Annotated in this window: 31 protein-coding genes; 8 read left to right on the top strand and 23 right to left on the bottom strand. The window is 71.2% G+C overall.

Annotation, left to right across the window (positions count from 1 at the left end; genetic code table 11):
- Positions 1–36: 36 nt before the first annotated feature.
- Together ilvN and J2X36_RS11315 are read right to left on the bottom strand one after the other, a co-directional pair.
- Positions 37–579, bottom strand: coding sequence for an acetolactate synthase small subunit (ilvN, locus tag J2X36_RS11320; protein ID WP_132256794.1), 543 nt, complete (start codon positions 577–579; stop codon positions 37–39).
- Between the two features lie 22 nt (positions 580–601).
- Positions 602–2,377, bottom strand: coding sequence for an acetolactate synthase 3 large subunit (locus J2X36_RS11315; protein ID WP_132256791.1), 1,776 nt, complete (start codon positions 2,375–2,377; stop codon positions 602–604).
- A 369-nt stretch (positions 2,378–2,746) separates the two neighbouring features.
- Here J2X36_RS11315 and J2X36_RS11310 point away from each other — a divergent pair, with 369 nt between their 5' ends.
- Genes J2X36_RS11310 through J2X36_RS11275 form a run of 8 tightly spaced genes read left to right on the top strand, consistent with a single transcriptional unit; the run spans position 2,747 to position 14,047 of the window.
- Positions 2,747–3,256, top strand: coding sequence for a chemotaxis protein CheW (locus J2X36_RS11310; protein ID WP_245516748.1), 510 nt, complete (start codon positions 2,747–2,749; stop codon positions 3,254–3,256).
- 5 nt (positions 3,257–3,261) lie between these two features.
- On the top strand, positions 3,262–4,788 hold the full coding sequence (locus J2X36_RS11305) for a protein-glutamate O-methyltransferase CheR (RefSeq protein WP_310349742.1): 1,527 nt from the start codon (positions 3,262–3,264) through the stop codon (positions 4,786–4,788).
- A 30-nt stretch (positions 4,789–4,818) separates the two neighbouring features.
- Positions 4,819–5,373 carry a chemotaxis protein CheW gene (locus J2X36_RS11300; RefSeq protein WP_310349741.1) on the top strand — a complete coding sequence of 185 codons (555 nt, stop codon included), beginning with the start codon at positions 4,819–4,821 and terminating at the stop codon, positions 5,371–5,373.
- Between the two features lie 51 nt (positions 5,374–5,424).
- Positions 5,425–7,092: a methyl-accepting chemotaxis protein gene (locus J2X36_RS11295; RefSeq protein ID WP_310349740.1), complete on the top strand. Its 1,668-nt coding sequence runs from the start codon at positions 5,425–5,427 to the stop codon at positions 7,090–7,092.
- A 16-nt stretch (positions 7,093–7,108) separates the two neighbouring features.
- Entirely contained in the window at positions 7,109–9,406 is a 2,298-nt protein-coding gene (locus J2X36_RS11290; RefSeq protein WP_310349739.1) for a response regulator, read from the top strand.
- A gap of 35 nt (positions 9,407–9,441) precedes the next feature.
- Positions 9,442–10,488 (top strand): chemotaxis-specific protein-glutamate methyltransferase CheB, encoded by a 1,047-nt coding sequence (cheB, locus tag J2X36_RS11285; RefSeq protein ID WP_310349841.1) that lies wholly within the window; start codon positions 9,442–9,444, stop codon positions 10,486–10,488.
- Positions 10,485–12,188 carry a response regulator gene (locus J2X36_RS11280; protein ID WP_310349737.1) on the top strand — a complete coding sequence of 568 codons (1,704 nt, stop codon included), beginning with the start codon at positions 10,485–10,487 and terminating at the stop codon, positions 12,186–12,188. The genes cheB and J2X36_RS11280 overlap by 4 nt, the downstream gene beginning before the upstream one ends.
- Positions 12,185–14,047, top strand: a complete 1,863-nt coding sequence (locus tag J2X36_RS11275) for a response regulator (RefSeq protein WP_310349734.1) — start codon at positions 12,185–12,187, stop codon at positions 14,045–14,047. Before J2X36_RS11280 ends, J2X36_RS11275 begins: the two co-directional genes overlap by 4 nt.
- A 29-nt stretch (positions 14,048–14,076) precedes the next feature.
- Here the strand turns inward: J2X36_RS11275 and J2X36_RS11270 are convergent, their stop codons facing one another.
- The 21 genes from J2X36_RS11270 to rplP all read right to left on the bottom strand — a co-directional run bounded on the left by J2X36_RS11270 (position 14,077) and on the right by rplP (position 25,819).
- On the bottom strand, positions 14,077–14,226 hold the full coding sequence (locus tag J2X36_RS11270; protein WP_165937929.1) for a hypothetical protein: 150 nt from the start codon (positions 14,224–14,226) through the stop codon (positions 14,077–14,079).
- 131 nt (positions 14,227–14,357) lie between these two features.
- Complete coding sequence (rplQ, locus tag J2X36_RS11265; protein WP_132255584.1) at positions 14,358–14,774, bottom strand: 50S ribosomal protein L17; 417 nt, start codon at positions 14,772–14,774, stop codon at positions 14,358–14,360.
- Between the two features lie 160 nt (positions 14,775–14,934).
- Positions 14,935–15,972 (bottom strand): DNA-directed RNA polymerase subunit alpha, encoded by a 1,038-nt coding sequence (locus J2X36_RS11260; RefSeq protein WP_405029772.1) that lies wholly within the window; start codon positions 15,970–15,972, stop codon positions 14,935–14,937.
- 79 nt (positions 15,973–16,051) lie between these two features.
- A complete protein-coding gene (locus J2X36_RS11255) occupies positions 16,052–16,927 on the bottom strand; it encodes an MBL fold metallo-hydrolase (protein WP_132255582.1) in 876 nt (291 codons plus the stop codon).
- Between the two features lie 39 nt (positions 16,928–16,966).
- On the bottom strand, positions 16,967–17,356 hold the full coding sequence (rpsK, locus tag J2X36_RS11250) for a 30S ribosomal protein S11 (RefSeq protein ID WP_109895534.1): 390 nt from the start codon (positions 17,354–17,356) through the stop codon (positions 16,967–16,969).
- A gap of 166 nt (positions 17,357–17,522) precedes the next feature.
- Positions 17,523–17,891, bottom strand: coding sequence for a 30S ribosomal protein S13 (gene rpsM, locus J2X36_RS11245; protein WP_132255581.1), 369 nt, complete (start codon positions 17,889–17,891; stop codon positions 17,523–17,525).
- A 203-nt stretch (positions 17,892–18,094) separates the two neighbouring features.
- Entirely contained in the window at positions 18,095–18,697 is a 603-nt protein-coding gene (locus J2X36_RS11240; RefSeq protein ID WP_310349723.1) for an adenylate kinase, read from the bottom strand.
- Between the two features lie 164 nt (positions 18,698–18,861).
- Positions 18,862–20,208 (bottom strand): preprotein translocase subunit SecY, encoded by a 1,347-nt coding sequence (secY, locus tag J2X36_RS11235; RefSeq protein ID WP_132255579.1) that lies wholly within the window; start codon positions 20,206–20,208, stop codon positions 18,862–18,864.
- A 138-nt stretch (positions 20,209–20,346) separates the two neighbouring features.
- Positions 20,347–20,847: a 50S ribosomal protein L15 gene (rplO, locus tag J2X36_RS11230; RefSeq protein WP_132255578.1), complete on the bottom strand. Its 501-nt coding sequence runs from the start codon at positions 20,845–20,847 to the stop codon at positions 20,347–20,349.
- Positions 20,848–20,857: 10 nt separating this feature from the next.
- A complete protein-coding gene (rpmD, locus tag J2X36_RS11225) occupies positions 20,858–21,049 on the bottom strand; it encodes a 50S ribosomal protein L30 (RefSeq protein WP_132255577.1) in 192 nt (63 codons plus the stop codon).
- Positions 21,050–21,061: 12 nt separating this feature from the next.
- Positions 21,062–21,649: a 30S ribosomal protein S5 gene (rpsE, locus tag J2X36_RS11220; protein ID WP_132255576.1), complete on the bottom strand. Its 588-nt coding sequence runs from the start codon at positions 21,647–21,649 to the stop codon at positions 21,062–21,064.
- Between the two features lie 93 nt (positions 21,650–21,742).
- On the bottom strand, positions 21,743–22,105 hold the full coding sequence (rplR, locus tag J2X36_RS11215; RefSeq protein WP_132255575.1) for a 50S ribosomal protein L18: 363 nt from the start codon (positions 22,103–22,105) through the stop codon (positions 21,743–21,745).
- 12 nt (positions 22,106–22,117) lie between these two features.
- The gene (gene rplF, locus J2X36_RS11210; RefSeq protein ID WP_310349718.1) at positions 22,118–22,651 is read right to left on the bottom strand and encodes a 50S ribosomal protein L6; all 534 of its coding nucleotides are present in this window, start codon (positions 22,649–22,651) and stop codon (positions 22,118–22,120) included.
- A 22-nt stretch (positions 22,652–22,673) separates the two neighbouring features.
- Positions 22,674–23,069 (bottom strand): 30S ribosomal protein S8, encoded by a 396-nt coding sequence (gene rpsH / locus J2X36_RS11205; RefSeq protein WP_132255573.1) that lies wholly within the window; start codon positions 23,067–23,069, stop codon positions 22,674–22,676.
- A gap of 13 nt (positions 23,070–23,082) precedes the next feature.
- The gene (gene rpsN / locus J2X36_RS11200) at positions 23,083–23,388 is read right to left on the bottom strand and encodes a 30S ribosomal protein S14 (protein ID WP_132255572.1); all 306 of its coding nucleotides are present in this window, start codon (positions 23,386–23,388) and stop codon (positions 23,083–23,085) included.
- A 42-nt stretch (positions 23,389–23,430) separates the two neighbouring features.
- Positions 23,431–23,997 carry a 50S ribosomal protein L5 gene (gene rplE, locus J2X36_RS11195; protein ID WP_310349713.1) on the bottom strand — a complete coding sequence of 189 codons (567 nt, stop codon included), beginning with the start codon at positions 23,995–23,997 and terminating at the stop codon, positions 23,431–23,433.
- Positions 23,990–24,307: a 50S ribosomal protein L24 gene (gene rplX, locus J2X36_RS11190; protein ID WP_109895556.1), complete on the bottom strand. Its 318-nt coding sequence runs from the start codon at positions 24,305–24,307 to the stop codon at positions 23,990–23,992. Before rplX ends, rplE begins: the two co-directional genes overlap by 8 nt.
- A complete protein-coding gene (gene rplN, locus J2X36_RS11185; protein ID WP_109895558.1) occupies positions 24,307–24,675 on the bottom strand; it encodes a 50S ribosomal protein L14 in 369 nt (122 codons plus the stop codon). Before rplN ends, rplX begins: the two co-directional genes overlap by 1 nt.
- A 241-nt stretch (positions 24,676–24,916) precedes the next feature.
- Positions 24,917–25,168, bottom strand: a complete 252-nt coding sequence (gene rpsQ, locus J2X36_RS11180) for a 30S ribosomal protein S17 (protein WP_132255570.1) — start codon at positions 25,166–25,168, stop codon at positions 24,917–24,919.
- Positions 25,169–25,178: 10 nt separating this feature from the next.
- A complete protein-coding gene (gene rpmC / locus J2X36_RS11175; RefSeq protein ID WP_109895562.1) occupies positions 25,179–25,394 on the bottom strand; it encodes a 50S ribosomal protein L29 in 216 nt (71 codons plus the stop codon).
- Between the two features lie 11 nt (positions 25,395–25,405).
- Positions 25,406–25,819, bottom strand: a complete 414-nt coding sequence (rplP, locus tag J2X36_RS11170) for a 50S ribosomal protein L16 (protein WP_132255569.1) — start codon at positions 25,817–25,819, stop codon at positions 25,406–25,408.
- Between the last annotated feature and the right edge of the window lies 1 nt (position 25,820).

Genomic DNA, 25,820 nt, shown 5'->3' with positions numbered 1-25,820 from the left:
GCCGTCCAGTCTACCATTTCAGGAGGCGAAGACCGATCACAACGGCTCGGCGCCCCGCCCCATCGCGGCGATGCCGGTGCGGCAGATCTCGACGAGGCCGATCACGCTCATCAGGCGGATGAAGCGGTCGATCTCCTCCGTCGTGCCGGTGAGCTCGAACACGAAGGAATTAAGCGTCGCGTCGAGCGTCCTGGCGCCGAAGGCGGCGGCGAGCCGCAGGGCCTCGCTGCGGTGCTCGCCCTGGCCCACCACCTTCACGAGGCAGATCTCGCGCTCCAGCGCGTTGCCCTGGAGCGTCAGGTCCACCACCCGGTGCACCGGCACGAGCCGGTCGAGCTGCGCCTTGATCTGCTCGATCACGGCGTTGGTGCCCGTCGTCACGATGGTGATGCGGGAGAGGTGGCGCGCCTCCTCCGTCTCGGACACCGTCAGGCTCTCGATGTTGTAGCCCCGCCCCGAGAACATGCCCGAGATCCGGGCGAGCGCGCCCGGCTCGTTGTCCACGATCACCGCGAGGGTGTGCCGGTTGACGGTCTCGACCCGGACCGGCTCGGGGTAGTGCGTGTTCATCGCGTTCATCGTCCTGCTCCCGCCCGCTCCCTCAGACCAGCATCTTGCCTTCCTCGGAGATCACGTCGCCGAGCTCGACGCCGGTCTCGCCGAGATAGTCGGAGAGCAGCATCTCGTTGTGCGCCTTGCCCGAGGGGATCATCGGGAAGCAGTTCTCGGTCTTGTCGACGACGCAGTCGAAGATGACCGGCCCGTCATAGTCGAGCATCTCCTTGATCGCCGCGTCGAGGTCGCCCGGCTTGTCGCAGCGGATGCCCTTGGCGCCGTAGGCCTCGGCGAGCTTCACGAAGTCCGGCAGGCTCTCCGAGTAGCTCTGCGAGTAGCGCGACCCGTGCAGCAATTCCTGCCACTGGCGGACCATGCCCATGTACTCGTTGTTCAGGATGAAGATCTTGACCGGCAGGCGGTACTGCACCGCGGTCGAGAGCTCCTGGATGTTCATCAGGATCGAGGCCTCGCCCGCGATGTCGATGACGAGCCCGTCCCGGTGGGCGAGCTGCACGCCGATCGCCGCGGGCAGGCCGTAGCCCATCGTGCCGAGGCCCCCGGAGGTCATCCAGCGGTTCGGCTCCTCGAACTTGAAGTACTGGGCCGCCCACATCTGGTGCTGGCCGACCTCGGTCGTGATGTAGGTCTCGCGGTCCTTGCAGGCCTCGTAGAGCCGCTGCACCGCGTATTGCGGCTTGATGATCGTGCCCGACGGCCAGTAGGCGAGGCATTCGCGCGCGCGCCAGGTGCGGATCTTGCCGAACCACGCCTCGAGGCGGCCCTTGTCGGGGTCGGACGGCAGGGCGGCCCACGCCTCCAGCATGTCCGCGAGCACCGAGGCGCAATCGCCGAGGATGCCGATATCGACCTTGACGACCTTGTTGATCGAGGAGGCGTCGACGTCGACGTGGATCTTCTTCGAGTAGGGCGCGAAGGCGTCGAGGCGGCCCGTGATGCGGTCGTCGAAGCGCGCCCCGATGCAGACCATCACGTCGCACTCGTGCATCGCGAGGTTGGCCTCGTAGGTCCCGTGCATGCCGAGCATGCCGAGGAACTTGTCGTCCGAGGCCGGGAAGGCGCCGAGCCCCATCAGGGTCGAGGTGACGGGGAAGCCCGTCGCCGCGACGAGATCGCGCAGGAGCCGCGAGGCCTCCGGGCCCGAGTTGATGACGCCGCCGCCGGTGTAGAAGACCGGCCGGCGCGCGGAGGCCATCAGCTCGATCGCCGCGCGGATCTTGTCGGCATCGCCCTTCACGACCGGGCGATAGGTCTTGTGCCCCTCGAAGCTCGGGCGCTCGTAGAGCCCGCTCGCGAACTGGATGTCCTTCGGCAGGTCGACGACGACGGGGCCGGGCCGGCCGTGGCTCGCGACGTAGAACGCCTCGTGCAGGATGCGCGGCAGGTCGTCGATCGATTTGACGAGGTAATTGTGCTTCGTGCAGTGGCGCGTGATGCCGACCGTGTCGCATTCCTGGAACGCGTCCGTGCCGATCAGGTGCGTCGGCACCTGCCCCGTGATGCAGACGAGCGGGATCGAATCCATCATCGCGTCGGTGAGGCCGGTGATGATGTTGGTGGCGCCGGGTCCCGAGGTGACGAGGACGCAGCCGACCTTGCCCGAGGAGCGGGCGTAGCCCTCCGCCGCGTGGACGGCGCCCTGCTCGTGGCGCACGAGCACGTGCTGGATCGCGTCCTGATGGAAGAGCGCGTCGTAGATCGGCAGCACCGCGCCGCCCGGATACCCGAACAGCGTCTCGACACCCTGATCCCGGAACGCCCGGATGACCATTTCGGCCCCGGTCATGACCTCGCCGCTCATCGTCTTCCTCCTTGAACCCGTTCTCGAACTCCGTTGCGCTTCAACCCGGCCGCGGGCAACAAAAAAGGGCCCCGATCGGGACCCTGCATGCGCCACCGCCCGGATCGCGGCCCTGGCTTCAGGGCCGCCCCGTCAGTGGCGCTTTCGTTACGATAAGGATGTGACGCATCGGGGTGACGTCTCGAACCCTGTTCGACCCGCCTCGGCAGCGGAGTCGCGGAAAAGTGTCGGGTCTCATAGCGGAGGGACCCTGTCGGGTCAACGGCGCGCGCGGCGAAACCTGCACGCCCGCATTGCCGGGCTCCCGGTCGCGCCCTATTGGGACAGTCCAGGACTTCCCATCCCACCACCAGCAAGGCGACGACGCCCGTGGCGCTGCCCGAGACGGCCTCGAACCGGGCCTCCTCCTATCTCCTCCTCGACGTCGCGGGCCAGACCTGCGCCCTCCCCCGCGAGGCGGTGCGCGAGGTGCTGCCGCTGCCCGACCTGTTCCAGCCGCCGAGCGGGGGCTCCTGGCTCGCGGGCTTCCTCAATCTCGGCGGGAACCCGGTGCCGGTCATCGATCTCGCCCGCCTGTTCGGGCTGCGCGCGGGCCGCGCCGACCCCGGCCTCTACGCCCATCTCGTCCTCGCTGCGGACGGCTCGCGCGCCCTCCTCGTCGACCGGGCGAGCGACCTCGTCGGCGTGCCGGCCGAGGCGGTGCGCGCGGTCGAGCCGGGCCAGACGCTCAACGGCTGTGTCGAGGCGGAGATCACGGTGCGGGGCCGCCTCGTCCACGCCCTCAGCCTCGCCCGCATCCTGACGGAGGAGGAGGGCGGCCGCGTCGAGGCCCTGGCCGTCGCCGCGCGCGCGCGCCTCGCCGACCTGCCGGCGGCCTGAGCCCCTTGGCCCGCGAGCCTTCCCGCGAGCCTTCCCGCGAGGAGCCCGCCGCGCGGCGGCCGGAGCCGCGCGACCCGTTCGCCGATCCGGGCTACGCGGACCTCAAGGCCGAGATCATCGCCCGGACCGGCCACCAATACTACGCCGACAAGGACGGCCTGCTGTTCGACCGGCTCCGCCGCCGCTTCCGCGCGGCCGGGATGGCCGACGCCACGGCCTACCGCGCGCTCCTCGCGCAGGGCCAGGACGGCGCCAGCGAATGGGCCGCGCTCGAGGCCGAGATCACCATCGGGGAAACCTTCTTCTTCCGCTACGCGGAGCAGTTCGAGGCGCTGCGCGAGACCATCCTGCCGGGCCTGATCGCGGCGCGCGGCCCCGAGCAGAGCCTCAAGGTCTGGAGCGCGGGCTGCTCGACCGGGGCGGAGGCCTACTCGGTGGCGATCCTCCTGCGCGAGATCCTCGGCGAGTCGCTGCCCGAGTGGCACGTGGCGATCACGGGAACCGACATCAGCGTCGCCGCGCTCGCGACCGCGCGGGCCGCACATTACGGGCGCTGGGCGCTGCGCACGATGCCGGCCGAGGCGCGCAACCTCTATTTCCGGCGCCTGCCCGCGGAGCCCGGTGCCGCCCGCGAGGGCGGCTACGCCCTGCGCCCCGAATTCCGCCGCATGGTCCGGTTCGAGCGGCAGAACCTGCTCGCCCTCATCGACGGAACGGCGCCCGCGCGCTTCGCGGAGTTCGACCTCATCCTCTGCCGCAACGTGCTGATCTATTTCAGCGCCGAGACCGTGGCGGGGATCGTGCGGGCGCTCGGGCGCCGGCTGCGGCCGGGCGGCTGGCTGTTGATCGGCCATGCCGAGCCGAACCCGGCCTTCGCCGACTGGCTCACGCCGGTGAACCTGCCCGGCACCGTCGCCTATCGCCGCCTCGACGAGGCCGCGCCGTCGCCGCCGGATCGGCTGCCGCCGCCCCCGGCGCCTGCCCCGCCCGTGTTCCCCGCTATCGTCCCGCCGCCGCCGTTGCCGCCGCGCCCGCCCGCGGACCCGCCTCCGCCGCCCGAGGAGGAGGCGCCCGTCGCCCTGCCGGTGCAGGTCGGCCCCGATCCGCGCGGCGAGGTGCCGCCGCCCGAGGAGGTGCTCGCGCGGGTCCGCTCGCTCGCCGACGCGGGCGAGACGGCCGAGGCGTGGCGCGGCGCCCGCGCGGCCCTGCAGGCCGGACAGCGCGACCCGCGGCTCCTCCTCTACGAGGGTCTGCTCGGGCTCGGGCTCGGGCGCGAGGCGGAGGCCGAGCGGTCCCTGCGCGGCGCGCTCTACCTCGATCCCGGTTTCGTGATGGCCCATTACCATCTCGGCCTCCTGCTCGCCGCCCTCGGGCGGCCGGGGCCGGCGCGGCGGGCCCTCGACAATGCCGCCCGGCTGAGCGAAGCGCTTGCCCCGGACGCCGTGCTGCCGGAGGGCGACGGTGCGACCGCCCGCGAGATCGCCGCGAGCGCCCGGCTGGCCAGCGCCCGCATCGGTGCCCGGACGCGCTGATGGGCGAGCGCAGGGAGGGAGGAGGCCCGCGTGAGCGCGAACGGACACCGACAGGACGAGGCCGCCCGGGCCCGAACCTTGCGCGAGGCGCGCACGCTGGCGCTCGCCCGCCGGGGCGAGGCGGTCCGCGCCGGGGCCGAGGGCCGCGCCTTCCTCGTCTGCGCCTGCGGCCCCGAGCGCTACGGCCTGCCGCTCGCCGAGGTGGCGCAGGTGGTCCCCGCCCGCCCCTGCACGGCCCTGCCCGCGGCGAGCCCCGCCCTGCTGGGCCTCGTCGCGCTCTCGGGCGGCATCGTCAGCGTGCTCGACCTCGCCCGGGCACTCGGGCGCGGCGGCACCCCCGCCGAGGAGGGGCATCTCGTCGTCCTGCGCGGCACCTCCGTCCCCGTCGCGCTCGCCGTCGACCGGGTGCTCGGCACGGCCCGCCTCGACGGCGAGGCGCCGGACGCGCCGGAGGGCGACGCCCCCGCGCTGGCCCTCGGCTTGGGCAGCGAGGCCGTTTCGGGCTATGCCCCCGCCGGTCCCTCCGGGACGGGAGATTTCGCCCTCGTCGATCTGCCGCGCCTGCTGCGGCGCTACCTGCCTTGAGCGCGGCCATCGGGGTGCCCGTCCCGCCGCCGGTTTTCGGAGCCTGAACGCGTGTCGCTCTCGATCGGAAAACGGATCCTGCTCGGCTTCGTCGCCGTGACGCTGGTGATCGTCGCCCTCGGCCTCTACGCGCTCGACCGGATCGGCGCGGTGCGGGACACCACGGACGCCATCGTCACCCGCGACCTCGCCGTCGCCCGCAAGCTCGACGACCTCGCCAGCCGGGCCCGCGACATGGGCATCCTGCGCCGCAACGCGGTGATCTTCGCGCTGACGGGCCGGCGGGCTGCCGACACGGAGGACCCGGCGCTCGCCTGGCGCCGGGCCGCCGGCGAGACGGAGGCCGTCCTCGCCGGCCTCGCGCGCGCGGCCGACGAGTTCCGGGCCACCGCGATCTCGCCGGAGCGATCGGCCGTCTGGCGGCGGATGAACGAGGCGGCCCTTGAGGCGGCCGGGGCCTTCCGGCAGCTGCGCAGCGGCAGCGAGGCCCAGCTCGCGGCCGTCTCCGAGAAGAAGATCGAGGCGGTGGAGGCGCGCAACGACGACCTCAACCGCACCCAGGAGGTGTTCCTCCGCAGCATCGACCGGACCCGCGACATCCTCGACGAGGGCATCGCCGCCGGCCAGCGCGGGGTGCGCGACATCTACGAGCGCAGCCGCATCTCGGTCGGCCTCACGCTCGCCGCCGCGATCCTGCTCGCGATCCTCGTCACGGTCCTGATCAGCCGCGCGGTGGTGCGCCCGCTGGAGACGGTGATGGCCTTCGCCGAGCGGGTCGGCTCGGGCGACCTGTCCCAAACCCTCGAGGCGCGCGGCCACGACGAGATCGGGAGGCTGGGGCGCAGCCTCAACGGCATGGTGGCCGGGCTCGCCGACCTCGCCCGCACCAACCGCGCCGCCACCGCCGACCTGAACGCCGCCGCCGCCCAGATCCGTGCCTCCGCCCAGGAGCAGGCGGCCTCCGTCGAGGAGCAGTTCGCCGCCGTCCAGGAGACCGCCGCAACCGTCGACGAGATCACCCATTCGGGCGCCCAGATCGGAAAGCGCGCGAGCGAGGTCATCGCCACCGCCCAGGCCACCGCCCAGACCTCGAAGGCGGGGCTGCGGGCAGTCGCCGACACGGCCCGGGCGATGGACGCGATCCGCGAGCAGGCGGAGGCGGTGGCCGGCAACATCGTGGCGCTCTCCGAGAAGACGCAGACGATCGGCGAGATCATCACCACCGTGAACGACATCTCGGAGCGCACGCATCTCCTGGCGCTCAATGCCGCCATCGAGGCGGCCGCCGCCGGCGAGAGCGGGCGCAGCTTCGCCGTCGTCGCCGCCGAGATGAAGCTTCTGGCCGACCAGGCCAAGGCCGCGACCGTTCAGGTCCGCGCGATCCTCGGCGAGATCCAGCGAGGCATCAACACCTCGGTGATGCTGACCGAGGAGGCGGTGAAGCGGGCGGCCGCCGGCAAGTCGCGCTCCGACACGACCCAGCGCACCATCGAGGAGATCACCGCCCGCGTGGAGGAGAGCGTGCAGACCTTCCAGCAGATCGTGGCCTCCACGAACCAGCAGCAGCTCGGCATCGAGCAGGTGATGGGCGCGCTCCAGAACATCCGGCAGGCGAGCCAGCAGACGGCAGCGGGCACGCGCGAGGTGGAGGCGGCCTCGGCCAACCTCACCGAGCTCGCCCAGGCCCTGATCGCGCTCGCCGAGCGCTACCGGCACTAGGATCCCCGGCGCCCCGATGGACATCCGCCAGCAGCTCCTCGCCGCCTTCGAGGTCGAGCATCGCGAGCACATCGACGCGATCCGCGCGGCGCTCGCCGGCGGCGCCGAGGGGCGCCAGCCCGACTGGAACGACATCTTCCGGCGCGCCCACAGCCTGAAAGGGGCGGCCCGCGCCGTCGACCTGCCCGCGGTCGAGGCCGTGGCCCACCGCCTGGAGGCCCTGTTCGAGCGCATCGTGGCGGGATCGACCGCCCTCGACCGGGAGGCGACGGGCGCGACCCACCTCGCCCTCGACCGGATCGAGGCCTTCGTCGCCGGGCTGAAGGGCGCGGAGGCCCCCGGGATGCCGGACGACGCCATCGCCGCCCTCGACCGGCGGCTCGGCACGCCGGGCCTTGCGGCGCCGCCCCCGTCTCCGCCGCTGCCCGCCGCGAAGCCGACAGCCGCCCCCGAGCCGGCGCCCGCCCCCAAGCCGGCGCCGGCCCCGAAGACGCCGTCCGAGGCCGAGGCGGCCCAGGCGCTCCTGCGGGTCCCGGCGGACGCCGTCGAGGCGCTGACGCGGGCGACGCACGACCTGACCACGAGCCTCGGCGGCGAGGCGATGGTGGGCGACGGGCTCGCGCGCATCGCCCGCAGCGCCGCGGCCCTGCGCCGCCGGGCCGAGAGCGGCCGGGCGGGCGGCGCGCTGGCCCGCCTCGCGGGTCCGGGGCGCGGGCTCGATCCGGACGCGCTCTCGGCCGCCCTCGACGCCCTGCGCACGGATCTGCGCGGCATCGAGGCGGGCCTCGCGGCGCTGGCCCGGGAGGCGAGCGATCTCGCCCGCCGGCAGGCCGGGGCCGCGAGCGCGATCGACGCGGCGGCGGCGCGGGTGCGGACCCAGGCCGAGCGCCTCGCCCTGGTGCCGGCCGAGACCGTGTTCGGCGGCTTCGCGCGCTCGCTGCGCGAGACCGCCCGCGAGCAGGGCCGCGAGATCGACCTCACCGTCACGGGCCTCGACCTGCCCCTCGACCGGGGTCTCCTGCAGATCCTGAAGGACCCGGTCCTGCACGCGCTGCGCAACGCCCTGAGCCACGGCGCCGAGCCGCCGGAGGCCCGCCGCCGCGCCGGCAAGCCGCCGGCGCTCGCGATCCACTTCGAGATCGGCCTGCGCGGCGGGCGTCTCCACATCGGCGTCCACGACGACGGGGCGGGCCCGAACCTCCCGGCGATCGAGGCCAATGCCCGCCGCCGGGGCCTGCTCTCCCCCGGCGAGGCGGCCGAGCCCGACGCCCTCCTCGGCCTCGTCTTCGAGGCCGGCTTCTCGACGGCGCAGGCGGTCGACACCCTGTCGGGCCGGGGCTTCGGGCTGTCGGTCGTCGCCGACGCGGTGCGCTCCCTGCGCGGCAGCGTGCGGCTCGAGCCGCGCGAGCCCTGGGGCACATCCCTCGTGATGAGCCTGCCGCTCTCGGCCTCCCGCCGCACCCTGCTCCTCGTCGAGGCGGGCGGCGCGGTCTACGCCCTGCCCGGCGCGTCGGTGGAGCGCCTGCTGCGCCACGAGCGCGCGCGCCTCGGCCGCGCCCTCGGGCGGCCGGTCCTGTCGATCGAGGGCGACGGCGCGGAGCGGACCCTGCCGGTCTACACCCTGTCCGAGCTCGTCGGTGCGCCCTCGGCCGAGCCGGCGGAGGGGGCGAGCCTCACGGCCGTGCTGCTGCGGTCCGCCGGCGGCTTCGTGCTCGCGGTCGAGGCCCTTCGCGACGTGCGCACCCTGCTCGTCCTGCCCGCGCCTCCGATCGGGGCCGACGCGGCGATCGTGTCGGGCACCGTGATCCTGCCCGGCGACGTGCCGGCCCTCGTTCTCGACCCGGAGGGGCTTGCCGCGCGGGCCGCCGAGGCCAGATCAGCCGGCATCGCGGGCGGCGCGGCGGAATCGCGCGCCGACCCGGGCGGAACGGGCGCTGCGGCGCCACGTTCGACGATTCTCGTCGTGGACGATTCCATCACCACGCGGACTTTGGAGAAGGGGATCTTGGAAGCGGCCGGGTACCGCGTGGTCGTCTGCGTCGACGGGCAGGACGCTCTCGACCGGCTGCGCGCCGATATCGAGAGGGTCGACCTCGTCGTCGCGGACGTGGAGATGCCCCGCCTCGACGGGTTCGGCCTCCTCAAGGCGCTGCGCGCCGACGAGGCCTTCGCACGCCTGCCGGTGATCCTGATGACCTCCCGGGGCGACGCCGAGGACGTGAACCGCGGGCTGGAACTCGGCGCGGACGCCTATCTGACCAAGCAGAAGTTCGACCAGCGCCAGCTCCTCGACACGATCGGGCAGCTGCTGTGAACGGGGGCGGCGCGTCGGATGGCCCGGTCCGGGTGATGCTCGTCGAGGACAGCCTCGTCGTGCGCCACCTCCTGACGCACATCGTCGGGCGCGACCCGCGCCTCCTCCTCGTCGCGGCGGTGGCCTCGGGCGAGGAGGCGCTGAAGCAGATCGCCGCCGTGCGGCCCGACGTGATCTCCATGGACATCCGCCTGCCCGGCATCGACGGCCTGGAGACGACCCGCCGCATCATGGCCGAGCATCCGACCCCGATCGTCGTGGTGGCGGATTCGGTCGAGGATGCCTCGCTTCGCATCTCCATGAACGCCCTGCGCGCCGGCGCCCTCTCGGTGGTCGAGAAGCCGGTCGCCACGACTCATTCCGGCTATGACGCGGTGGCCGGCGAGATCTGCACGCAATTGCGCATCATGGCCCAGGTGCCGGTGATCCGGCGCCGGCCGATCGGCTCCGAATGGGCCGGGCGCCGCCCCGCCCCCCAGGCCGCGCCGGACGCCGACCCGCCGGACCGGCCGACGATCCTCGCCATCGCGGCCTCGACCGGTGGCCCGCCGGCGCTCGCCCGCGTCATCGGCGCCCTGCCGGAGGATTTCCCCCTCCCCGTCCTCGTCGTCCAGCACATGGGCGCGGCCTTCATGGAGGGCTTCGCCGCCTGGCTCAACGGCGTGGTGCCGCTGCCCGTGGCCCTCGCCCGGGACGGCGAGCGGGCCGAGGGCGGCCGCGTCTACGTGGCGCCGGGCGACCGGCACCTCGAACTCGGCCCGAACGGCATCCTGCGCATCCTCGACTCGGCCCCCGTGGGCGGCCAGAGGCCGGCCGCCACCGTTCTGTTCCGGTCGCTCGCGCGCCACGCCGGGAACCGGGGCATCGGGGTGCTCCTCACTGGCATGGGCGAGGACGGCGCGCTCGGCCTCCTCGACATGCGCCGGGCTGGCGCCGAGACCATCGCCGAGCACGAGAGCACGGCGGTCGTCTACGGGATGCCGGCCGCCGCCGTGCGCCTCTCCGCCGCCCGCGGCGTGCTCCCCCTCGACCGCGTGGCCGGGCAGATCCTGCGGGCCATCCAGCCGGATCCGCAGCCGTGAGCGAGGGGCCACGCCCGCGCCTCCTGCTGGTGGAGGATTCGGAGACGCAGGCCCTGGAGCTGCGCCTGCTCCTCGAGAGCCGCGGCTTCGCGGTGGAGCGCTGCCCCACGGCGGAGGCCGCGCTCGATCACCTCAACACCAGCCTCCCCGACCTCGTGGTCGCCGACCACCACCTGCCCGGCATGAACGGGGACGAGTTCACGCGGCAGCTGCGCCTGTCGCTGCGCACCCGCGCCCTGCCCCTCCTGATGCTGACGGGCGCCCGCGACGGGGAGCGCCAGGGCCTGGAGAGCGGGGCCGACGCCTACGTGGCGAAGTCGGCCGACCGCGACCTCCTGATCCTGCGCATCCGCGCGCTGCTGCGCGAGCGCAAGGGCGGTTCGTCCGCCGAGGGGCCGGGCGTCGCCGCCTTCCGGCGCGGGCGCGTCCTCGTGATCGACGGCAGCGCCACCTACCGCACCTTCCTCGCCGGGCTCCTCACCCAGGAGGGCCACGCGGTCACCGCCGCGGACGGGCCCGAGGCGGCGCTCGCCGCCCTCGACGCGCCGGGCGCCACCTTCGACTGCGTGACGCTCGACCTCCTCGGGCCGGCCTATGACGGGCTCGACCTGTGCCGGGCGATCGATGCGCGGCGCGCCTCCGCCGAGGGGGCCGCGCCCTTCCACCTCGTCGGCATCGCCGGGAGCGCGCCCGCCAAGGATTTCCTCGTCGCCGCCTTCGCGGCCGGTGCCGACGACGTGGTCTCGAAGGCGGACGGCGACGTCCTCGTGATGCGGGTGCGCGGCCTCGTCCGCCGCCGCCTGCTGGAGGAGGACAACCGCCGCATCGCGGGCGAGTTCGGCGACCGGGAGCGGGAGCTGGAGCGGGCCCGCGCCGAGGCCGAGGCGGCTGAGGCTCGCGCCAAGCTCGCGGGCGCCCTGGAACAGGCGAACCGGGACCTCGCGGACGCCAACCGCAAGCTCACGGAGGCGCAGGCGAAGCTCGTCCAGGCCGCCAAGATGGCCTCGCTCGGCGAGCTCGTGGCCGGCATCGCCCACGAGATCAACAACCCCCTCGCCTTCATCCTGGCGCATCAGGGCACCGTCGAGCGCCTCCTCGGCGAGGTGCCGGCACCCCCCGGCGACGCCCTGGCCGAGCGCTCGCTCGCCAAGGCGCGGGATCGCATCGGCTCGATGCGGATGGGGCTCACCCGCATCCAGGACCTCGTGCTGAACCTGCGCAAGTTCTCCCGCCTCGACGAGGGCGAGCGCTCCCGGGTGCACGTGCCCGAGGCGATCGAGACGGTGCTGGCGCTGATCCAGCACAAGCTCGGCGGCCGCATCGCGGTGGAGCGGGACTTCTCCGGCCGCCCCGAGATCCACTGCACCCCCGCCCTCCTCAATCAGGTCGTGATGAACATCCTCGGCAACGCCGCCGACGCGATGCCCGAGGGCGGCACGATCCGCATCGTGACCGAGAGCAGCGCCGAGACCGACGTCATCCGCATCAGCGACACGGGGCCCGGCATCTCCGAGGATCTGCGGGAAAAGATCTTCGAGCCCTTCTTCACGACGAAGCCCGTGGGCTCCGGGACCGGCCTCGGGCTCGCGATTGCATACAGCGTCGTTCAGGCGCATAGCGGCTCGCTCACCGTCGAGACGGCGTCAGGAGGTGGAGCCTGCTTCGTGATCGGCATCCCACGGCAGGCGGACAGCGCATGACGAGAGGCACGATCCTAGCCGTCGACGACGAGCCGGACATCCTGATCGCCCTCGAGGACCTGTTCGAGGAGACCTACCGCGTCGTCACCACGACGAAGCCCGCCCAGGCGCTGGCGATGCTCGTCGAGGATCCGGACATCGCCGTGATCCTCTCCGACCAGCGCATGCCCGACATGACCGGCGACGCCATGCTGGCGGAGGCGCGCAGCTTCCACGAGGCGCAGGCGATCCTGCTGACGGGCTACGCGGATATCAGCGCGGTCATCGCAGCGCTCAACCGGGGCGGGATTACCGGCTACGTCACGAAACCGTGGGATGCGGCGCTGCTGCGCCACACGGTCGGCAACGCGTTCGACCGGCACCGGCTCGGGCGCGAGCTCGCCACGGAGCGCGCCCTGCTGCGGGGGCTCCTGGAGCATTCCGACGACGCGATCTCGTTCAAGGACGCGCGCGCGCGCTTCGTGCGCCTCAACGCCCGCAAGGCGGCTCTGCTCGGCAGCGATGCCGGATCCTGCCTCGGGCGGACGGAGGCCGAGGTGGCGGGGGAACGCGGTGCGGCCGCGGAGCGGGCGGACGCCGCCGCGATGGCCTCCGGCGAGGCGGTCGAGAGCCTCGACGCGGAGGGGCCGGCCGGCGCCGAGCGCTGGAGCCAGGTGACGCGGGTGCCGATCCGCGACCCCTCCGGCACGATCGCGCATCTCGCCACGATCGAGCGCGACGTCACCGAGCAGAAGTCGCTGGAGGCGCGGCTGCGCCAATCGGACAAGATGCAGGCGCTCGGCACGCTCGCGGGCGGCATCGCGCACGATTTCAACAACCTGCTCACCGCCATCCTCGGGAGCCTGGAACTTGCCGGGCCGAAGGTCGGCGACCAGCCGCGGGTGCGCCGCCTGATCGACAACGCCACCCAGGCCGCGCAGCGCGGCGCCTCCCTCACGAAGCGCCTCCTCAGCTTCAGCCGCTCGCACGACCTGCAGGCCCGCTCGACGGACGTGAACGCCCTGATCGAGGGCATGGACGCCCTGCTCGGACGCAGCCTCGGCGGGCTCGTCACGGTGACGACGCGGCTCGGGCCGGACCTGCCCGCGGCCCTCGTCGACCCGGACCAGCTCGAACTCGCGATCCTCAACCTCTGCATCAACGCCCGCGACGCGATGCCGGAGGGCGGCACCATCACCATCGCCACCGGCCTCGTGCGCGTCGCCGACGACCCGGAACTGCCCGCCGGCAGCTACCTCGCCGTCAGCGTCGCGGATATGGGCACCGGCATCCCGCCGGAGATCCTGCAGCGGGTCTGCGAGCCGTTCTTCACCACCAAGGCGGTCGGCCAGGGGACCGGTCTCGGCCTCGCCATGGTGTTCGGCCTCGCCCAGCAATCGAAGGGGCGGCTGCGCATCGACAGCGCGGTCGGGCGCGGCACCCTGGTGGAGCTGTTGCTGCCGCCGGCCGAGACGGCGGCGGAGGCCGAGGCCACCCCGGCCGCGGAGGCGCCCGTCGCCGCGCGGCCCGCCCGCATCCTCGTCGTCGACGACGACGAGGAGGTCCGGCACGTCACCGCCTCCTTCCTCAGCGATTTCGGCTACCGGGAGACCGAGGCGCCGGACGGGGCCGCGGCCATCGCCCTCCTGGAGGAGAGCCGCTTCGATCTCGTCGTGGCCGACCTCGCCATGCCCGGCATCACGGGCGTGGACCTCGCCGCGACCGTCCGCGAGCGCTGGCCGGACCTGCCCGTGCTGATCCTGACGGGCCACGCCGAGGCGATGCAGATCCCGGAGGACGTGCCGGTCCTCAAGAAGCCGTTCGGCTCGGGCGACCTCGCGGCGCGGGTCTCGAAGCTGCTGGAGGGCGGGGCCGGATAGGCCGCCGGGGGGCACCGGCCGCGCCCGCCTCAGCCGCAGGTGGTGAGCTGGTGGGCGCAGGTGCGGGGCATCCAGCCCCGGTGGACTGCCCCGGAAGGCATCCGCACGTCCATCGCGATCCAGCGGCCGAGGCAGCCGCGCAGGAGCTGCGCCCGGCCCGCGCCGGGATTGTCGGTCACCGCGAGGTCGTAGCGCCGAGCTCCGGCGCCCGCATCAGGACACGCGCGGCCTTCGGGCTCGTTGCGGCCGGCAACGAAAAAGGGGCGGCCTCTCGGCCGCCCCTCTCGTCTGATCGCCTGATCGCTGCGGCTCAGGCCGCGGCGGCCTCGCCGCCCTGGGCCGGGCCCGAATCCTTGCCGCGGGCGTCGACGTCCCGGTCCACGAACTCGATGACCGCCATCGGGGCGTTGTCGCCGTAGCGGAAGCCGGCCTTCATGATGCGGCAATAGCCGCCCGGGCGGGCGTTGTAGCGCGGGCCGAGCACGGCGAAGAGCTTCTTCACCATCGCCTCGTCGCGCAGCTGCGACATGGCGAGGCGCCGGGCATGGACGCTGTCGGTCTTGCCGAGCGTGATCAGCTTCTCGACGACCGGACGCAGGTCCTTCGCCTTCGGCAGGGTGGTGATGATCTGCTCGTGCTTGATCAGCGCGGCGGACATGTTGGCGAACATCGCCTTGCGGTGCTCGACCGTGCGGTTGAAGCGGCGACCGCGGAAACCGTGACGCATGATTGGCTGTCCTTCGTTCTATGGCCGCCGTGCCACGGTACGGCCAGGCGCCTCGGGAGCGAGGCTGTTCGTTCCGCTTGACCCCGCGGCGGGATGTCTCGGCGAAGAGCCCGGCGACGATGCGCCGGGTCCCGATCGACGTCTCGGGTCGGCGAGCGCCTCAGTAATGCTCCTCGAAGCGCTTGGCGAGATCCTCGATGTTCTCCGGCGGCCAGCCCGGCACGTCCATGCCGAGGTGCAGGCCCATGCCGGCGAGCACTTCCTTGATCTCGTTGAGCGACTTGCGGCCGAAGTTCGGGGTGCGCAGCATCTCACCCTCCGACTTCTGGATGAGGTCGCCGATATAGACGATGTTGTCGTTCTTCAGGCAGTTCGCCGAACGGACCGACAGCTCGAGCTCGTCCACCTTCTTGAGCAGCGCCGGGTTGAAGGGGAGCTGCGGCGCGAGCGGCGCGGCCTCCTCCTTGCGGGGCTCCTCGAAGTTCACGAAGACCTGCAGCTGGTCCTGGATGATGCGCGCGGCGTAGGCCAGCGCATCCTCCGGCGAGACCGCGCCGTTGGTCTCGACCGTCATGGTCAGCTTGTCCTTGTCGAGGTCCTGGCCCTCGCGGGTCGTCTCGACGCGGTAGGAGACCTTGGTCACCGGCGAGAACAGGGCGTCGACCGGGATGAGGCCGATCGGGGCGTCCTCGGGACGGTTGCGCTCGGCCGGGACGTAGCCCTTGCCGGTGGCGACCGTGAACTCCATGCGGATCTCCGCCCCGTCGTCGAGGGTGCAGATCGCGAGGTCGGGGTTCAGGATCTGGATGTCGCCGACGACGCCGATGTCGCCCGCCGTCACGACGCCGGGTCCGGTCTTGCGCAGGGTCATGCGCTTCGGCTGGTCGGTCTGCGAGCGGATCGCGATGGTCTTGATGTTGAGGACGATGTCGGTGACGTCCTCGCGCACGCCCGGGATCGAGGAGAACTCGTGCAGCACGCCGTCGATCTGCACCGAGGTCACGGCCGCGCCCTGGAGCGAGGACAGCAGCACCCGGCGCAGCGAGTTGCCGAGGGTCGTGCCGAAGCCGCGCTCGAGCGGCTCGGCCACGACGGTGGCGACGCGCTTCGGGTCGTCCCCGGTCGTCACCTGGAGCTTGTTCGGCTTGATGAGCTCTTGCCAGTTCTTCTGAATGACCACGATCCTACCTCTCGCAATACGGGCGCGGTCCGCTCGCGTGGTCCGCGCGGGATGCCGGTCCCTTCACCCCCGCCGGGACCGGCGTCCGAATGGTTGCCTAATGTGCCGCGACCCAGAGCTCCGGCACGAAGCTGTATCCGGCGCCCTCACGCACGACGTAGCCGAGCGCCGGGAATTCGAGATGCGAGCCCCCGATGAAGCTGCGGCTGCCCGCCACCTCGTCGAGGATCCGCTTGCGGGTGGAGCGGGCCTGATCCCCGTCCACGTCGAAGCTGACGCCGGCCTCCGGCTGCTTGAACTGGATCGCGGGCAGGTGCACCACGTCCGTCCACATCATCAGCGTCCTGTCCCCGGACGTGATCCGGAAGCCCGTATGGCCCGGCGTGTGGCCGGGCAGGTGCACGGCGGTGACGCCCGGCACCACCTCCTCGCCCCCGCCGATCGTCCGGGTGCGGCCGGCATAGGGTGCGGTCGCCTTGGCGGCGATCTCGAAATAGGGCTTGGCCCCCTCCGGCGCACGGGCGAGCGCGCCCTCGCCGAGCCAGTGCGCCTGCTCGTCGGCGTGGAGCACGATCTCGGCGTTCGGATAGGCCGCCTTCCCCCCCGCGAGCAGCCCGCCCGCGTGGTCGGGGTGAAGGTGGGTGAGGAGAACGGTCTCGATCTCCTCCGGCTTCACCCCTGCATGGGCGAGGGCCGCCGGCACGCGCCCCAGGGTGTCGCCGCCGAAGCCACCGAAGCCCGTGTCGATCAGCACCGGCTTGCGGCCGGGACCGGTGATCAGGAAGGCGTTCAGCGTGATCCGGGGGGCCTCAGCACGAAAGCCGGCCGCCTGTAGCGCGCCGGCCTCCGCCTTGGAGATGCCCGTGACGAGGTCGATGGAGCCCTGCAGGTAACCGTCGTTGAGGACGGTGACCGTCAGATCGCCGAGCTGCCAGCGCAGGGCGCCCGGGAGCGGCTTCGAACCTTCCGCCACGAATATCCCTCCGTGTTCCGATGCCTCGCCGAGCCCCGCTCAGACGCGGCGGCGCTTGCGCGGGCGGCAGCCGTTATGCGGGATCGACGTGACGTCGCGGATCGAGGTCACGGTGAAGCCCGCCGCCTGCAGCGCGCGGAGCGCCGACTCGCGGCCGGAGCCCGGACCCGACACCTCGACCTCGAGGGTGCGCATGCCGTGCTCGGACGCCTTGCGGGCGGCATCCTCGGCGGCGACCTGCGCGGCGTAGGGGGTCGACTTCCGCGAGCCCTTGAAGCCCATCGCGCCGGCCGACGACCACGAGATCGTGTTGCCCTGCGCGTCCGTGATCGTGATCATCGTGTTGTTGAACGACGCGTTCACGTGGGCGACGCCCGAGACGATGTTCTTGCGTTCGCGCCGGCGGACGCGGGTCGGTTCCTTGGCCATATCTCTCGCTCACTTCCTTCAGGCACGCCCGTAACACCAGGCGCTCGGGATTTTTCTTGGGGATCGGGCGGCGCCGCCTCGCAGGGCCGTGCCGCCTCGTTGCCGACGCCGGAGCGCCCGGCGCGACGGGCAGGGAGGCCGCGCGGCGGCCTCCCAAGCCGAAACCTTACTTCTTCTTGCCGGCGATCGGCTTCGCCTTGCCCTTGCGGGTGCGGGCGTTGGTGTGCGTGCGCTGGCCGCGGACGGGCAGGCTGCGGCGATGGCGCAGGCCGCGGTAGCAGCCGAGATCCATCAGGCGCTTGATGTTCATCGAGACTTCGCGGCGCAGATCGCCCTCAACGAGGTAGTCGCGGTCGATCGTCTCGCGGATCTGGAGCACCTCGGCGTCCGTGAGCTGGTTCACGCGGCGCTCGGCCGGGATGCCGACCTTCTCGGTGATCTCCTCGGCCTTCTTGGAGCCGATGCCGTGGATGTATTGAAGCGCGATGACGACGCGCTTGTTCGTCGGGATGTTGACGCCTGCGATACGGGCCAAGGTGCTGCTCCATATGGCCCCGCGCCTGCGGCGGGGGCTCTACTCGGGTGTCGCGCGCGTCCGGTGGAGTCCGGCCCCTGCGCGCCGCTAACGACAAATCGGCCCGCGGCCGCCCCGTACGGGACGCCCCGGACCAACTTCCGTCTGGACGAAGATCGGCCTGCTAGCGCGGGCCGGGTGTCTTGTCAACCGCATGGTGCGGCTCAGGAGACGGCTTTCTCCGCGTGGCGCTCCAGCAGGGTGAAGAGATCCTGCGTCACCGCGTCGATCGGCTTCATGCCGTCGACCGTCTCCAGCATGCCGGTCCCGGAATAATGGTCGGAGAGCGGAGCGGTCTGGCGGCGATAGGCGTCGAAACGGGTCTTGAACACCTCCGGCGTGTCGTCCTTGCGGACCGGCAGGCCCTTGGCGGCGGTCTCCTCGGCGCGCTTGGCGATGCGCCCGACGAGGGCGTCCTCGTCCACCTTCAGCTCGATCACCGTCGAGAGGGACAGCCCCTTCTCGGCGAGCATCGCGTCGAGGGCCTTCGCCTGCTCGACCGTCCGCGGGAAGCCGTCGAGGATGAAGCCGCGCTTGGCATCCGCCTCCTCGATCCGGTCCGCCACGATGCCGACCACGACCGAGTCGGGCACGAGGCCCCCGCTCTCCATCACCGCCTTCGCCTCGAGGCCGACCGGCGTGCCGGCGGCGACCGCCGCGCGCAGCATGTCCCCGGTGGAGAGCTGCGGTATGCCGAACCGCTCGACGATCCGCTCGGATTGGGTTCCCTTGCCCGCCCCGGGGGGCCCGAGCAGAATGATCCGCATGGCGTCTGTCCTCGTCCATTGCCCGCATTCGGGCTTGCAGGGCGTCTACCCGGCGAAGCTTCCCCGGCATCGCCGCCGTCCGACACGTTCTAGCGGTTTTCGGCCCCCCGTGGAGTCGGAGAAAGGGCCAACGCTGACGTGTCGGCGGGGTTTGTTTCCCGCGCTCAGCGCCGCCGGGTCGTCGTCGAGGCGCCGCGCAGCTTCGCCTTCTTCACGAGACCCTCGTACTGGTGCGCCATCAGGTGCCCGTGGATCTGCGCGACCGTGTCCATCGTCACCGAGACGACGATGAGGAGCGAGGTACCGCCGAAGCCCAGGCTCGCCGAGGCGTAGGAGGCCAGGATCTCCGGCACGAGGCAGACGAAGGTGAGGTAGAGCGCGCCGATCGCCGTGATGCGGGTCAGCACCTTGTCGATGAAGGTGGCGGTGCGCTCGCCCGGGCGGATGCCGGGGATGAAGCCGCCATGCTTCTTCAGGTTGTCTGCCGTCTCCTGCGGGTTGAACACCACGGCCGTGTAGAAGAAGGCGAAGAAGATGATCAGGGCGGCGTAGAGCAGCATGTAGAGCGGCCGCCCGTGCCCGAGATAGGTCGTCAGCGTGCCGAGGATCCCCGTCGAGCCCTGGTTGGCCGAGAAGCTCGCCACCGTCGCCGGCAGCAGCAGCAGGGAGGAGGCGAAGATCGGCGGGATCACGCCCGAGGTGTTGAGCTTGAGCGGCAGGAACGAGGTCTGGCCCTCGTACATGCGGTTGCCGACCTGGCGCTTCGGGTAGTTGATCAGGAGCCGGCGCTGGGCGCGCTCCATGAACACGATGAAGTAGACGAGCCCCACCGCCGCGACGCCGACGCCGAGGATCACGGCCGAGGAGAGCGCGCCCGTGCGGCCGAGTTCCAGCGCGCCGATGATGGCGGTGGGCAGGTGGGCGACGATGCCGGCGAAGATGATCAGCGAGGAGCCGTTGCCGATGCCGCGCGAGGTGATCTGCTCGCCGATCCACATCAGGAACAGGGTGCCGCCGGTGAGCGTGATCACCGTGGAGAGCAGGAAGAACGGACCGGGGTCGATCGCCGCGCTCGAGCTCTGCAGGCCGACGGCGATGCCCCAGGACTGGACGAGCGCCAGGAGCACCGTGAGGTAGCGCGTGTACTGGTTGATGACCTTGCGGCCGGACTCGCCCTCCTTTTTCAGCGTCTCCAGGCTCGGGATCACCGAGGTGAGGAGCTGGATGATGATCGAGGCCGAGATGTAGGGCATGATGTTGAGCGCGAAGATCGCCATGCGCTCCACCGCCCCGCCCGAGAACATGTTGAACAGGCCGAGCACGCCGCCCGCCTGCTGCTGGAAGTTCCGCGCGAACTGCTCCGGGTCGATGCCCGGGATCGGGATGTAGGTGCCCAGCCGGAACACCACGAGCGCGCCGAGCGTGAACCAGATGCGCTTCTTGAGCTCATCGGCCTTCGCGATCGCCCCGAAATTGAGGTTGGCGGCAAGCTGCTCGGCGGCTGAGGCCATGGCCGGATTCCTGAGATCGGATGGTGCGGGGCTCCGGGGAGCACCCGTGAAAACGAAGCGGCGGCCACGCGCGAGGTCGCACGGGCCGCCGCTCAGCGCTTCGACTTAAGGGCTGTCCAAACCCGGCGCAACTGCCCGTCAGGCCGTCGCCGCGGCCGAGCCCCGGGTCGACACGCCGGAGGCGTAGACGACCGTGACGCTGCCGCCAGCCTTCTCGACCGCCTCGATGGCGGACTTGGAGGCGCGGGTGACCTCGAAGGCGAGCTTGGTGCTGAGCTCGCCGACGCCGAGGAGCTTCACGCCGTCGCGGGGACGGGCGATGATGCCGGCCTCGACGAGCGCCTCGACCGTGACGGTCGCGCCCTTGTCGAGCCGGCCCGCCTCGATCGCCTCCTGGACCCGGCCGAGATTCACCTCGTTCAGGTCGGCGGCGTGGATGTTGTTGAAGCCGCGCTTCGGCAGGCGACGATGCAGCGGCATCTGACCGCCCTCGAAGCCCTTGATGGACACACCGGTCCGGGCCTTCTGGCCCTTCACGCCGCGTCCCGCGGTCTTGCCCTTGCCGGAGCCGATGCCCCGGCCGACGCGCATCCGGTTCTTGGTCGCGCCGTCGTTGTCGCGGATCTCGTTGAGCTTCATCTCGCCCTCCTCAAGCCGCGCCGTCGAGGACGCGCACGAGGTGATGCACCTTGCGGATCATGCCGCGCACCGAGGGAGTGTCCTCGAGCTCGGAGATCCGGTGCAGCTTGTTCAGCTTGAGGCCGATCAGCGTCGCGCGCTGAGAGGCCTCACGGCGGATCGGCGAGCCGATCTGCTGGACGCGGACAGTCTTGGTAGCCATGCTGTCCTCCCCTTACGCCACGGCCGCTTCGGACATGTCGGACGGGTCGGCATCGCGGCGCCGGGCCTGGAGGGCCGACACCTTGAGGCCGCGGCGCGCGGCGACCGCGCGCGGGCTGTCCTCGTTCTTGAGCGCCTCGAAGGTGGCGCGCACGAGGTTGTAGGGGTTCGAAGAGCCGAGGCTCTTCGCCACAACGTCCTGCATGCCGAGCGTCTCGAAGACGGCGCGCATCGGGCCGCCCGCGATGATGCCGGTGCCCTGGGGCGCGGCGCGCAGGATGACCTTGCCGGCGCCGTGGCGGCCGTGCACGTCGTGGTGCAGGGTCCGGCCCTCGCGCAGCGAGACGCGGATCAGGCCGCGCTTGGCCGCCTCGGTCGCCTTGCGGATCGCCTCCGGCACCTCGCGGGCCTTGCCGTGGCCGAAGCCGACGCGGCCCTTCTGGTCGCCGACGACGACGAGGGCCGCGAAGCCGAAGCGACGGCCGCCCTTCACCACCTTGGCGACGCGGTTGATGTGGACGAGCTTGTCCACGAACTCGCTGTCGCGCTCCTCGCGCTCGTCGCGGCGGCCGCGGCCACCGCCTTCACGTTCACGTGCCATCTTGTACCTTGTCTCTCTCACTGACGCGGGCGGCGGGCCCGCTCGCTTGATGCCGTCCGTCTCGGGGGCGGCGGGCCGCCCCCTCACCGCCGATCAGAAGTCGAGGCCACCCTCGCGGGCGGCGTCGGCGAGCGCCTTGATGCGCCCGTGGAAGATGTAGCCCGAGCGATCGAAGATCACCTGCGTGACCCCGGCCGCCTTGGCGCGCTCGGCGACGAGCTTGCCGACGGCGGAGGCCGCCGCGACGTCCGCGCCGGTCTTCAGGCTCGCCTTCAGATCCTTCTCCAGCGACGAGGCGGAGGCCAGGGTGCGGCCCTGCGCATCGTCGATGACCTGGACGTAGATCTGCTTCGAGGAGCGGAACACCGAGAGCCGGGGCCGCCCGTTGGCCGCCGCCCGCAGCGCGCGGCGCACACGCGCCTTGCGGCGGTCGAGTGCTTCGTTCTTGCGTGACATGGTGGCGGGTCCTTACTTCTTCTTGCCTTCCTTGCGGAAGATGAACTCGCCCGCATACTTCACGCCCTTGCCCTTGTAGGGCTCGGGGCCGCGATAGTCGCGGATCTCGGCGGCGACCTGGCCGACACGCTGCCGGTCGATCCCGGAGATCACGATCTCCGTGGGCTTGGGCGTCACGATCGTGATGCCGGCCGGGATCTCGTACTCGATGTCGTGGCTGTAGCCGAGCGACAGCTTGAGGGCCTTGCCGGCCATCGCGGCGCGGTAGCCGACGCCGGTGATCTCGAGCTTCTTCTCGAAGCCCTTCGACACGCCCTCGACGAGGTTCGCGACCTGCGCCCGGGAGGTGCCCCACAGCGAGCGGGCCTCCTTGGACTGGTTCTTCGGCGTGACCGAGATCGCGCCGTCCTCCAGGGCGACATCGACGAGGCTCGGCACGACGAACTGCAGCTCGCCCTTGGAACCCTTCATCTTCACCGTCTGGCCCGTCACCGTGGCCGTCACGCCGGACGGGACGGACACGGGCTTCTTGCCTACGCGAGACATAGCCTTCTCCTCTCGCCTGCGATCAGAACACCTTGCAGAGCAACTCGCCGCCGACGTTGCGCTCGCGCGCCTCGTGGTCGGCCATGACGCCCTGCGGGGTGGACACGATGGTGATGCCGAGACCGTCGGCGACGCGGGGCAGCTCGCCGACCGACGAGTAGACCCGGCGGCCGGGCTTCGACACGCGCTGGATCGAGCGGATGACGGGCTTGCCGTCGTAGTATTTCAGCTCGATCGCGAACTCGGTGCGCCCGTTGCCGAGGTCCGTGGTCGCGTAGTCGCGGATGTAGCCCTCGGACTTGAGGACGTCGAGAACGCTGGCGCGAAGGCGCGAGCCGGGCGTCTGGACGACGTTGCGGCGGCGCTGCTGACCGTTGCGGATGCGGGTGAGCATATCACCCACGGGATCGTTGACCATGGTGACTGCCTCCTTACCAGCTCGACTTGACGAGACCGGGGATCAGGCCCCGGTTGCCGAGCTCACGCAACGCGACGCGCGAGATGCCCATCTTGCGATAGAAGGCGCGCGGACGGCCGGTCATCTCGCAGCGGTTGCGGATGCGCGTGGCCGACGAGTTGCGGGGCAGCTCCGCGAGCTTGAGGCGCGCCTCGAAGCGCTCCTCCATCTCGAGGGACTCGTTGTTGGCGGTCGCGAGCAGCGCCTTGCGCTTCTCGGCGAAGCGCTTCACCAGCGCCTTGCGGTGGTTGTTCTTCTCGACTGAGCTTTTCTTAGCCATGCTGTCTCTCTCCAGTGTCCGCGTCTAAGAGCGTCGCCGCTCTTACTGCCGGAACGGGAAGCGGAAATGCTTGAGGAGGGCGCGGGCCTCCTCGTCGGTCTTGGCCGTCGTGGTGACCACGATGTCCATGCCCCACATCTGCTCGGCCTTGTCGTACGAGATCTCCGGGAACACGAGGTGCTCCTTGAGGCCGAGGGCGAAATTGCCGCGCCCGTCGAACGACTTCGGGTTCAGGCCGCGGAAGTCGCGGACGCGCGGGAGCGCGATCGTGATCAGCCGGTCCATGAACTCGTACATGCGCGTCTTGCGCAGGGTGACCTTGCAGCCGATCGGCATGCCCTCGCGGACCTTGAAGGTCGCGATCGCCTTGCGGGCCCGGGTGATGACCGGCTTCTGGCCGGCGATCAGCGCGAGGTCTCCCGCGGCGACCGTGGCCTTCTTCGAATCAGCGGTCGACTCGCCGACGCCCATGTTGATGACGATCTTCTCGATCTGCGGCACCTGCATGGGGTTCTTGTAGCCGAACTCCTCGATCAGCTTCTGCCGAACCACCTCGTCGTAATGCTTGCGCAGACGCGGGGTGTAGGCGTCCTTGTTTGCCTCAGCCATCGATCAGATCCCCCGAGCGCTTGGCGAACCGAACCTTGCGGCCGTCCTCGAGAATGCGGAAACCCACACGCGTCGCCTTGCCGTCCTTGGGATCGGCGACCGCGATGTTGGACAGGTGAATGGCGGCCTCCTTCGAGATGATGCCGCCCTCCTGGCTCTGCGTCTGGCGCTGGTGGCGCTTGACGAGGTTGATACCGCGCACGAGGGCCCGGTTCTCCTTCGGCAGGACCTGGATGACCTCCCCGGAGCGACCCGCGTCGCGGCCGGTGAGGACGACGACCGTGTCGCCCTTCTTGATCTTGGCAGCCATCACAGCACCTCAGGAGCCAGCGAGATGATCTTCATGTGGTTGCGTGCGCGCAGTTCCCGCGGCACGGGCCCGAAGATGCGGGTGCCGATCGGCTCCTTCTGATTGTTGATCAGGACGGCGGCGTTCTTGTCGAAGCGGATGACCGAGCCGTCGGGACGCTTCACGTCCTTGGCGGTGCGGACGACGACCGCCTTCATGACGTCGCCCTTCTTCACGCGGCCGCGCGGGATGGCCTCCTTCACGGAGACCACGATGATGTCGCCGACGCCGGCGTACTTGCGCTTCGACCCGCCGAGCACCTTGATGCACATCACGCGGCGTGCACCAGAATTGTCGGCGACGTCCAGATTCGTCTGCATCTGGATCACGGGAGTGACCTTTCCTTGTTTCAGGCGGGTTTCCGCACGCGGGCGGTATTGCCCGGCGGACGACGCCTGATGGGGATCTGATGTCCCCGGCTCATATGACAGACCGCGCTATCGGCGCTTGGTGGCACCGGCGCGGTCACCGCAGTCGACGGGGGATGCCAGGCATCCCCTCTGAACTTTCGCGAAGGCCGGTCGGTTACACCGTCCGGGCGATTCGCGCAAGGGTGTCTTCGCGAGCGCCTCAGGCGCTCGCGGCGACCTCGTTGCCCTCGACGAGCTTCCAGGTCTTGGTCTTGGAGAAGGGGCGGCACTCCTCGATGAACACCGTCTGCCCGACCTTGGCGGCATTCGCCTCGTCATGGGCATGGTAGTTCTTCGAGCGGCGGACGGTCTTCTTCATCACCGGATGGGTGAAGCGGCGCTCCACCTTCACGACGATGGTCTTCTCGCCCTTGTCGCTGACGACGACGCCCTGCAATACGCGCTTCGGCATGGTGGACTCCTCAGGCCTGCGTCGAGGCCAGCGTCTTCTGACGCTGCAGCGTGCGGACACGGGCGATGTCGCGACGGACCTCGCGGACGCGGGCGACGTTCTCGAGCTGGCCGGTGGCCCCCTGGAAGCGCAGGTTGAACTGCTCCTTCTTGAGGTTCAGCAACTCGTCGTTCAGCTGATCCGCGGACAAGGCCTTCAGATCAGACAGTCTCTGGGACGACTTCATGATCTCCCTCCTCAATCTGCGATGCGGGCGACGACGCGGGTCCGCACGGGGAGCTTGGCCGCGCCGAGGCGCAGGGCCTCACGGGCGATATCCTCGGCGACGCCGTCGACCTCGAACATGATGCGGCCGGGATGGACGCGGGCGGCCCAGTAATCCGGCGCGCCCTTGCCGGAGCCCATGCGGACCTCGGTGGGCTTGGACGACACGGGGACGTCCGGGAACACGCGGATCCAGACGCGGCCCTGGCGTTTCATCTCGCGGGTGATCGCGCGGCGGGCCGCCTCGATCTGCCGCGCGGTGACGCGCTCGGGCTCCACGGCCTTCAGGCCGAACTGGCCGAAGTTCAGGTCGAAGCCGCCCTTGGCCGTCCCGTGGATGCGGCCCTTGAACTGCTTGCGGAACTTCGTCTTCTTGGGTTGCAGCATG

Origin of the sequence: Methylobacterium sp. BE186 (assembly GCF_031457035.1) — a bacterium.
Classification (GTDB): domain Bacteria; phylum Pseudomonadota; class Alphaproteobacteria; order Rhizobiales; family Beijerinckiaceae; genus Methylobacterium; species Methylobacterium segetis.
The sequence above is the reverse complement of the archived record's forward strand: the minus strand, read 5'-3'. Positions and strand labels throughout refer to the sequence as shown.

Coding starts and splice junctions, on each gene's coding strand:
- ilvN (WP_132256794.1), bottom strand. CDS start 579: ATGAACGCGATGAACACGCACTACCCCGAGCCGGTCCGGGTCGAGACC.
- J2X36_RS11315 (WP_132256791.1), bottom strand. CDS start 2,377: ATGAGCGGCGAGGTCATGACCGGGGCCGAAATGGTCATCCGGGCGTTC.
- J2X36_RS11290 (WP_310349739.1), top strand. CDS start 7,109: ATGGACATCCGCCAGCAGCTCCTCGCCGCCTTCGAGGTCGAGCATCGC.
- cheB (WP_310349841.1), top strand. CDS start 9,442: ATGCTCGTCGAGGACAGCCTCGTCGTGCGCCACCTCCTGACGCACATC.
- J2X36_RS11275 (WP_310349734.1), top strand. CDS start 12,185: ATGACGAGAGGCACGATCCTAGCCGTCGACGACGAGCCGGACATCCTG.
- rplQ (WP_132255584.1), bottom strand. CDS start 14,774: ATGCGTCACGGTTTCCGCGGTCGCCGCTTCAACCGCACGGTCGAGCAC.
- rpsK (WP_109895534.1), bottom strand. CDS start 17,356: ATGGCCAAGGAACCGACCCGCGTCCGCCGGCGCGAACGCAAGAACATC.
- J2X36_RS11240 (WP_310349723.1), bottom strand. CDS start 18,697: ATGCGGATCATTCTGCTCGGGCCCCCCGGGGCGGGCAAGGGAACCCAA.
- secY (WP_132255579.1), bottom strand. CDS start 20,208: ATGGCCTCAGCCGCCGAGCAGCTTGCCGCCAACCTCAATTTCGGGGCG.
- rplO (WP_132255578.1), bottom strand. CDS start 20,847: ATGAAGCTCAACGAGATCCGCGACAACGACGGCGCGACCAAGAACCGG.
- rpmD (WP_132255577.1), bottom strand. CDS start 21,049: ATGGCTACCAAGACTGTCCGCGTCCAGCAGATCGGCTCGCCGATCCGC.
- rpsE (WP_132255576.1), bottom strand. CDS start 21,649: ATGGCACGTGAACGTGAAGGCGGTGGCCGCGGCCGCCGCGACGAGCGC.
- rplR (WP_132255575.1), bottom strand. CDS start 22,105: ATGTCACGCAAGAACGAAGCACTCGACCGCCGCAAGGCGCGTGTGCGC.
- rplF (WP_310349718.1), bottom strand. CDS start 22,651: ATGTCTCGCGTAGGCAAGAAGCCCGTGTCCGTCCCGTCCGGCGTGACG.
- rpsH (WP_132255573.1), bottom strand. CDS start 23,069: ATGGTCAACGATCCCGTGGGTGATATGCTCACCCGCATCCGCAACGGT.
- rpsN (WP_132255572.1), bottom strand. CDS start 23,388: ATGGCTAAGAAAAGCTCAGTCGAGAAGAACAACCACCGCAAGGCGCTG.
- rplE (WP_310349713.1), bottom strand. CDS start 23,997: ATGGCTGAGGCAAACAAGGACGCCTACACCCCGCGTCTGCGCAAGCAT.
- rplX (WP_109895556.1), bottom strand. CDS start 24,307: ATGGCTGCCAAGATCAAGAAGGGCGACACGGTCGTCGTCCTCACCGGC.
- rpsQ (WP_132255570.1), bottom strand. CDS start 25,168: ATGCCGAAGCGCGTATTGCAGGGCGTCGTCGTCAGCGACAAGGGCGAG.
- rpmC (WP_109895562.1), bottom strand. CDS start 25,394: ATGAAGTCGTCCCAGAGACTGTCTGATCTGAAGGCCTTGTCCGCGGAT.
- rplP (WP_132255569.1), bottom strand. CDS start 25,819: ATGCTGCAACCCAAGAAGACGAAGTTCCGCAAGCAGTTCAAGGGCCGC.